This is a genomic window from Psychrobacter sp. TPE 89C (assembly GCF_055522395.1).
Map to the genome: position 1 here is coordinate 20676 of NZ_JBVFXW010000038.1, position 8265 is coordinate 28940.

The following is an 8265-nucleotide window of genomic DNA, read 5'->3' on the forward strand; positions in this document are numbered from 1 at the left end:
GCAATTTATCTCATTTTTATCGTCATGTTCAAAATGAGGACATGCCCTAATACTACTATACAGTGAGCGTAATTTTACCCACTGCTTTACCTGATTCAAGGTGGTCATGCGCGCGCGCTACCTCCCAAATAGAGTAGTTACTATTATCTATGATAGGCGTAATTTTGCCACTATCAACCAGCTCTGCAATCATTGTCAGGATACGACCGTGCGATTCATGGTTGATGCCATGAAATAATGGAATGAGCACCAAAACACCGTGAAAGGATAAGGCTTTGAGAGCAACTTGCAATGGGTCAGCAATGGGTAAAATAGTGGCGACATGGCCATTGAATCTAACGGCTTGAAAAGATTTTTGAATATTATCACCAGCCACCGTATCGAAAATTTTGTCAAAACCCACGCCGTTAGTATACGTCGCCACATAATCATCAACCTCCGCTGTTGTATAATCCACTAGATGATCCGCGCCTAGTGTTTGTGCTAATGCACTATTAGCAGGAGAGTAGGTAGCGGTGACTGTCGCGCCAAGTACTTTTGCTAGCTGAACGGCAATATGACCAACGCCCCCTGTTGCACCATGAATCAGGATATTATCGCCTTCTTTGACATTCATTTTTTGTACGAGTGCCTCATAAGAAGTGAGCGCGACCAACGGCAGGGCTGCGGCTTGCTTCATACTGAGTGTTTTAGGCTTTTTAGCCATTAAACGCACATCAACTAACATGAATTCAGCAAGTGCACCATCAGTACCGTTGAGACCACCAGCCATACCATAAACTTCGTCACCAACACTAAATTCAGTGACGTCGGCACCTATCTCGCTCACAATACCAGCTACATCACCGTGTAGTATCTCTGGCAAGTTTTCTGACCAAGGCAGCTCGACTGAGCGCAACATTGTATCAATAGGGTTCACACTAGTGGCTTTCACTTCCACAACCATATGACCTAGTGTTGCAATTGGTTTTGGTTTTTCTGCCAATTGAAAAACTGCAGTTGTACCGATTTCTTTAATGATCATCGCTTTCATGTTATTACCCTTTACTGGTGTGAATGTCTTATTGTTTGTTTCAGGACAATCAGTTTAGACGTTGCTAATCCAGCAAACCATTACCCAGAAAACAAATTACTTTTGCTTTTTGAGCAAGCCATGGTTACAGTTAAATGGAATACCTATCAACTTAATAGAGGAGTGGCAATGAGCTCAATAAATCGATTGGCATATTTCAATAGTGTTGTCGAAACCGGTAGCATTTCAGAGGCCAGCCGCATCTTTGATGTACAGCCGTCTTCTATTTCACGGCAGTTAGCAGTGCTTGAAAAAGAGTTGGGAGTACGTCTGCTCAATAAAACGACCAGAAACACCAGTTTGACTGAAGCGGGGCACAAATATTACGAATACTCTCAGCGAATTGTGTCAGAGTTTGATAATGCCAAAAGAGCCGTTAATGATTTACAAATAACGCCACAGGGTAAGCTGAAAATCAGCATGACAGTCGGTTTTGGTGAAAGCATGGTATTATCGTTAATACCGAAATTTATGTCGTTATATCCAGATATTGATATGAAAATTGAGTTAACAGAGCGGGTTGTAGATCTTATAGAAGAAAATATTGACGTGGCTATCCGAAGTGGACGCCTATCTGATTCGACCATGATTTCCAGACGCTTGGTATTTAATGATTTTCTGCTGTGTGCAAGCCCCCAATATTTAAAAAATAATGGCACGCCTTGTAGCATTGACGATCTAGCTGATCACCAATGTATCCGATATGGTTATAACGGTTGGAAAGAGTGGTTTTTGATAGCAGAAGATAGTAAAAAGTTGATGATTAATAGTCAGGTTTCAGTGAACTCCGTGAATGGTCAGAAGCAGCTGGTGTTGAATCATACAGGTCTGACGCTAATCCCATTGTGGGCTGTTAAAAGTGAATTGGCGAACGGGTCATTGGTTCAAGTCATGCCAGATCATATTTTTAGTCCTTATGAAGAACTCAGTGCCACTTACGCTATTTATTTAAAGCGAGATATGGTCTCACCAAAAACACGCGTTTTTTTAGATTTTTTGGTAGAGCACATGATAGCGATTTGAGTTTGGGTCTACAGCTTGATAGCACAAATTTTTATAGTCAACGACTGCTAAATACATTTTAACGAATATTGATATTTTTAAAGACCGAGTATGAATAGTTTATGAAAAAATAGGAGAGCGCCCAATACGCGTATTATTTCATATACGATATAGGCCTAGGCACTCATGACTTGATGAATGCTTCTAAATTTAAAATGACTTATTACTCTTAAATATCAGCCTATGGAGCTTTCATGACATCTAAATTATTTATCAGTGGCTCAATTATGCTGGCCCTCGCTGGAATGTCTGGGCTGATGGAAAGCTTATTTTATGGTGGCATTGCTTCTGATGGAGTGCTTCAAGACAGCTTGTTTTTACCTCTGACTTTTATTTTTTTAGCCTTGGCAATAACCCTTTATTGCTTATCACTAATCATGCAGGTAAAAACAAGCGTGACAGGCACTCACATGAACTAAATGCTTATTCCACAACCACATTATCAATCAGTGTCATCTTTTCGCCCGCTTTAAACGTCAGAGCATGAACACTAGACCTGACGTTTTTATTTTGGTCGGTTTCTGTTGGGTGCTGACGTATAGTGACAAAGATGAATATAATAAATATCAAATACTAAATCAAAAGTAACTCTCTTTAATCTTAAAGTATTAACGTTAGGTATATTGTGAAGTACCTTACTACTATCTCAACAATTCAAACTATTGGTGTCATTTGCACATAGGGCCGTAGATTCAAGTCCTCACTAGGGAACCAAACCAGTGAAGGCACATGACTGGTTCGACATAGGTATACTCAAAATAACAGATATTAGAGTAGTTTTATCATTCTGACATCTGTTATTTTGGTGCCTTCGTATAGCTCTTCATGACATTGGCCGTCAGACTCAAAACCAAATTTTTCATAGAAATTAATCGCAGATAGATTGGTTTGTAAAACCCATAAAGATAGACTAGAGCAGCTATTACACTGAAAAGCATCAATTAGAGCTGCGTTCATTAACTTAGTACCTATCCCTAAATTTTGATATTGCGGTAGAAGATATAGAGTGGTTATTTCACACTTGGAATCTTTCTTAGAGTAAGAAATAAATCCTACAGTGGTATTCTCAGCATCATATGCTATCCATGTGTTCACACCAGAGCTAGGTAATACTTTCCCCCACATCTCCATTTTTTGAGATAAGTTATTTTCTTTGTCTCTATACATTTTAGGTAAAAGCTCCGAATACGTAGCATTCCAACTTTCAAAGTGTATATGAGCAATATCTGATACATCGGTCTGGTTTGCCTTACGTGTAAAAAACATGTAGCACTCCATAGTTGAATGTTAGGATAGTACTACAGCGTAGCAAAAATACATCATCTGAGGTTTCTAAACAACCCCGAAATTGTCGAAGGCCAAAGCTCCTTCATCGAATCGTATAACAGATGTTATAACAAACGGCTTCCCTTCAAAAAATCATCCGTTTGAATGACAGAAAATAGACGAGTACGACAGGTATCAAGTAGAAGTATGTATTTAAAAAGAGTATAAAAAGCATTATTTATTTGCTATAACTGTAAAGGCTTTATAAATTCACGGTTAGGAGATGAAAAATGTATAGTGGATAATGAACTAACAGGGAGCAATTTAGCGCGAGCCATGCTGAAGCGTGGCTATAAAAAAATATGGTGTGCTGTCACTGATGAGAACGACCGACAGGCAATCACTTATTTAAATGGTAATGATTTTACAGCTTATATCGTAAAGTTTGAGAATGAATGTTTTTATTGTGATGCCGGAATGGAATGGTTGTACGCTGTACCCATTAAGATAAGGGAAATAACACAGAAAGAAGTAACTTCTATCAAAAAGACCTGCTAACGACTGCGGGTTTTTTATTGCCTAAAATATACGTCGCATCATGCTAAATATGCACTGTGGTTATAGTTAATATGAGCAATAAGTAAGTCATTGGCAGAAAATTCAAGGCTATCTACGACGAGCTGACGCCACCATAGATGTCAATGGTGAAGCCTCTTTTTGACACATATTTTTTAGGTGTTGTGCCGATTTGATGCTTGAGATAACGAATCAGATGCAGCTGGTCACTAAAACCAAACTCGAAAGCGATATCAACCCAATCTACCTGAGAATGCTCTTTGCAGGGGCTCAGCTACAATGTTAGTCACATTATCTAAGGTAAGGTAACATCCATATCGTTGATTCAGTTTAAAAGAGAGACAAGGCAACCAAGTGTAGATGTATATGGGATGCATCAAGCGAGGTTAACGCTGTCTCTCTTTTATAAAGGATTAACTATAGCTCAGCTTTTTATACTGGGTCAATAATCATTTATAGGGATTTATACTGATGCTAATGCCTGCTTACAAGCTTCAGCCAAATACGTATCTACCGTATCCTGTTTGAGCAGCCATTTTAAATACCCAGCACCATCCGAATGGGTAACTAAATCTGCAATAGCCTCACCCTTGAACTTACCAAAACTCAAATGCGTGGGTATGCGTGCCATTTGACTAAAGGTATATAGGCTCTCTACATCAGTGATGACATGACCTTGGCTATTTGCTAAGTCAATTAGGCTGCCAAGCACCAATTGAGTGAAGTAAATGTCATAAATAGCAGCATGTGCATGCTTTGCTTGAGCACGCGCTACATCTCTATGGAAATGATAGAGCAGTGATACCAGTTTATGACTCTCAAGAGTGGGAAGGAGATGATTGGACATTGCATTGGTACAGATTAATTTAGGGGTATGGGTCACGCCTGCATTTTTTAGAACGCCCATATCATAATCAATATTATGACCTATCAAATATTCAACACTACTAGGCAATCTAAAGTCGGTATGAGGTGGCTCATTCACGACGTCTTCTTCACATATATGTGATACAGCCATAGACCCTAAACTGATTTCTTTTAGAGGATTAAAGCGCTTAGATCTTGGTTCCTGGATTACCTCTACGTTACCATTATTTATGTCAATAATAGAGTAGGCGGCTTCAGTCATGTGAGGTTCAACAAGACCTGTGGTTTCGGTGTCGAGTATATATGTGGTCATAGTGTCCGTTTATAGTTTGGTGCTAGATGTGAGTGGTAAAGGCGTAAAAGCTTTGATAGTGATAATAACAGCTAAGAGAATTGCTATTAATTAACAAGCTACGATATTAATTGCTAATAGCGATAATTGACTAGCGAGCTTGCTGCATAAATAATCGCTAACTATACCAGTCTTAGCGGTTCTAATACATATGAGATTATTAATAAAGAGGTGTCTGCCTGCGCAAAGATAACCGTAAAAATGGCTGAACTGAAAAAATGCCCATACTGAATCTCACCAGTATGGGCATTATATTTACTGTTGTTATAAGTTGAACTGACTCTGGCAACGTTTAATTTACTCTAAGTGATGCACTTCTTGCAGGCCATATACCGGTGTCTCTAAGCCTTCCATTCGGGCTTTAATTTGTAGTGATAAGTATTGAGAGTAATGTCGAGACTGGTGCAAGTTTCCACCATGGAACCATAATGCTTCTTGTTGTGTCGGTTTCCACATGTTTCTTAACTCGCCTTCCCAAGGGCCTGAGTCTTTAGCAGTATCTGAGCCCATTCCCCAACACTTACCAACTTTATCTGCTACTTCTTGGGAGATTATTTTTGCAGCCCAGCCGTTCATAGAACCAAACCCAGTGGCATACACAATCAAATCAGCCTCTAGCTCTGTACCGTCAGTTAGTACGACCGATTTGGGTTTGATATGATCAATACTTACATTGGGTTTCAGCTTTATTTTACCTTCCGCGACAAGCTCAGAGGCACCTACATCGATATAGTAACCAGAACCTCGACGTAAGTATTTCATAAATAGACCAGTGTGATCTTCACCAAAGTCGAGCATAAAGCCTGCATCGGTTAGCCTCTTATAAAAATCAGCGTCTATCTCTGCTACCTTACGGTATACAGGCTCATGAAATTCCGGCATGATTTTGAAAGGAATAGAGCCAAAAGTCAGATCTGCTTTATAGGTAGTTATTCCGTTTTCAACGGCTTCTTCTGAATACAAACCACCTAACACTTCATCCATCAGCGTATTGGATTTGATAATATGCGTTGATGAGCGCTGTATCATAGTAACGTCTGCACCATTTTCCCATAGGGCAGCACAAATATCATGCGCCGAGTTATTAGCACCTAACACAACACATTTTTTGTCTCGATATGCTTCACCACCTGGGTGCTGGCTAGAATGATGTTGCTCTCCAGCAAAGTCCTTCGCCCCCTTAATTTCAGGAATGTTTGGTAATCCGGACATACCTGTGGCTAAAACCAATTGTTTGGGATGTAATACTAAACGTTCACCCGCTCTATCAAGCTCTACATTCCATTGCTGTAATTCCTCATCAAAGGCCGCATTAACACATTCAGTTGACCCCCAATAATTTAACTCCATAATTTTAGTGTACATCTCTAACCAATCACCCACCTTGTCTTTTGGTGTAAATACTGGCCAGTTGTCAGGGAAAGGAAGATACGGCATGTGGTCGTACCATACAGGATCGTGCAAGCATAATGATTTATAACGGTTGCGCCATGTGTCACCAGGTCTCGGCTGTTTATCAATGACAATGGTAGGAACTTCTAGTTGTCGTAAGCGAGCTCCTAGACCGATTCCACCTTGTCCGCCACCAATAACCAAGCAATAAGGTTGCTCGCTATAACCAAGGTTTTTCTCTTCAAGCTCACGCTTTTCCTGCCACGTTAAACGATTAGGATCTGCACCGTGTTCAGCCCCTTTTGAGCGTAGTTTTTTGCGCTTTTCAGGGAAGTCTGTGAGCTCAGTCATCGTGGTCAGTAATGTCCAAGCTTTGCCGTTACGCAGTCGTAAATGTCCATAGCCTTTCGATACTTTGGTCTTAAAAGAGATCCAAGCTTCTATTACGCCATTGTTTTCTACTGCATCTCCATCAAGCTGCCAGTCGTGTGGCTCAGTGGTCTCTAATGTATGCGAAAGCATTTCTTTGATTTCATCTTGTCCCTCTAGCGTTTTGATATTCCAAGTAAAAGAAACTAAGTCACGCCAGTAGCCTTCTTTTTCAAAGAATTCAGCAGCTTTGTCGATGTTTTTGGTACGTAGGGTTTGATCGAAATCTTGTAGCCAATTAGTGATTTGTTGGCTTGCGGATAACGTATGGTCTAATTTTTGAGCAGTCATAAAATTCCTCTCCCTGGTTATGTTTATTACTCTACCGCCGAACTCCATGTGCAGCAGTAAAAACTCACAAAATACCAAATAGCATGCTTTAAGAAGTGAATTAAAAGTCTAACTGATTGATATTATTGAGTGTTATCTCAAACAAGAAAATCACTATATTCGAGAAAAAGCATTGTCTTAAGGACAGCGTCTCTTTAGAAGAGTGATAGTCCGTAAAGACTATATCTGTTATAAACAGATATTGTCAATTATGGTGTATGGTTGTTCTCTCAAACACCCTAAGATAATGTACTTGCTGAGCGAAAAAAGGGTGTTGTTTGAATCTTATAATAGGTCAGGGGTCATTATGTCGCATGGGATCAGTGATAGTAAAAGCTGATGAGATAGCTTCTGCTTTTGAAAGTCATTTGGTATATATGCCTGTTTTATAATGCCATCGTATTCATTCAGCGTACTAGCACGCGTGTAGGTTGGGTAGTGCTTATGAGACCCATAAAAATAAGGTTTCATTTAGACAAAGCTACAATACAAATTCTTGTGTTGTGGCTTTTTTTACCTTTTCCAAATCAAAAAATCTCTCAAGCTTTATAGCGGCTAAAAGTACATTTCAGAACGGTTAAGGTCACTGAAAGCACCCCATGATACCTATGTGCGATAGCTTAGAGATGGTCACTTCCTCTCATACATTCTTATTTAATCCCTAGTTGCATTTTTCATTGCAGTTTCTATTTAAATTATTTCCAGCGTATTGAATTTATAAATACGGCCTTTATGGGTATTAGATACGCTTATAGGTTGTATTAATTTATAACGTTTGACTGTAACTTTTCAGCAACATATATTATAGAAACACCGGTAAATATCATTAAATATAGCTATTTGCAATAAGATATAGCCAAATATACTTTAATAAGTGTATTAGAATTTTTAATATAATTTTTTAAGTATTTTAGAAACA

The 8265-nt window shown here is 39.2% G+C and carries 7 protein-coding genes; 2 read left to right on the top strand and 5 right to left on the bottom strand.

The window, feature by feature from the left end:
* Nucleotides 1-55 precede the first annotated feature (55 nt).
* Nucleotides 56-1033: a zinc-dependent alcohol dehydrogenase family protein gene (locus tag ACZW67_RS11160; protein WP_465183302.1), complete on the bottom strand. Its 978-nt coding sequence runs from the start codon at nt 1031-1033 to the stop codon at nt 56-58.
* 168 nt (nt 1034-1201) lie between these two features.
* On the opposite strand from ACZW67_RS11160, the gene ACZW67_RS11165 reads away from it, so the two are divergent.
* A complete protein-coding gene (locus ACZW67_RS11165; RefSeq protein WP_465183303.1) occupies nt 1202-2095 on the top strand; it encodes a LysR family transcriptional regulator in 894 nt (297 codons plus the stop codon).
* Nucleotides 2096-2328: 233 nt separating this feature from the next.
* Entirely contained in the window at nt 2329-2553 is a 225-nt protein-coding gene (locus tag ACZW67_RS11170; RefSeq protein ID WP_465183304.1) for a hypothetical protein, read from the top strand.
* A gap of 349 nt (nt 2554-2902) precedes the next feature.
* Here the strand turns inward: ACZW67_RS11170 and ACZW67_RS11175 are convergent, their stop codons facing one another.
* The 4 genes from ACZW67_RS11175 to ACZW67_RS11190 form a co-directional block, all read right to left on the bottom strand.
* Nucleotides 2903-3400, bottom strand: coding sequence for an N-acetyltransferase family protein (locus ACZW67_RS11175; protein ID WP_465183305.1), 498 nt, complete (start codon nt 3398-3400; stop codon nt 2903-2905).
* Nucleotides 3401-4070: 670 nt separating this feature from the next.
* Entirely contained in the window at nt 4071-4250 is a 180-nt protein-coding gene (locus tag ACZW67_RS11180) for an AraC family transcriptional regulator (protein ID WP_465183308.1), read from the bottom strand.
* Nucleotides 4251-4439: 189 nt separating this feature from the next.
* The gene (locus tag ACZW67_RS11185) at nt 4440-5156 is read right to left on the bottom strand and encodes a 3'-5' exonuclease (RefSeq protein WP_197217089.1); all 717 of its coding nucleotides are present in this window, start codon (nt 5154-5156) and stop codon (nt 4440-4442) included.
* A gap of 336 nt (nt 5157-5492) precedes the next feature.
* Nucleotides 5493-7307 (bottom strand): NAD(P)/FAD-dependent oxidoreductase, encoded by a 1815-nt coding sequence (locus ACZW67_RS11190; protein ID WP_465183306.1) that lies wholly within the window; start codon nt 7305-7307, stop codon nt 5493-5495.
* Between the last annotated feature and the right edge of the window lie 958 nt (nt 7308-8265).

Bases quoted from the DNA above. Each gene is read 5' to 3' on its own strand.
- ACZW67_RS11165 (WP_465183303.1), top strand. From the start codon at position 1,202: ATGAGCTCAATAAATCGATTGGCATATTTCAATAGTGTTGTCGAAACC.
- ACZW67_RS11190 (WP_465183306.1), bottom strand. From the start codon at position 7,307: ATGACTGCTCAAAAATTAGACCATACGTTATCCGCAAGCCAACAAATC.
- ACZW67_RS11175 (WP_465183305.1), bottom strand. From the start codon at position 3,400: ATGTTTTTTACACGTAAGGCAAACCAGACCGATGTATCAGATATTGCT.
- ACZW67_RS11170 (WP_465183304.1), top strand. From the start codon at position 2,329: ATGACATCTAAATTATTTATCAGTGGCTCAATTATGCTGGCCCTCGCT.
- ACZW67_RS11185 (WP_197217089.1), bottom strand. From the start codon at position 5,156: ATGACCACATATATACTCGACACCGAAACCACAGGTCTTGTTGAACCT.
- ACZW67_RS11160 (WP_465183302.1), bottom strand. From the start codon at position 1,033: ATGAAAGCGATGATCATTAAAGAAATCGGTACAACTGCAGTTTTTCAA.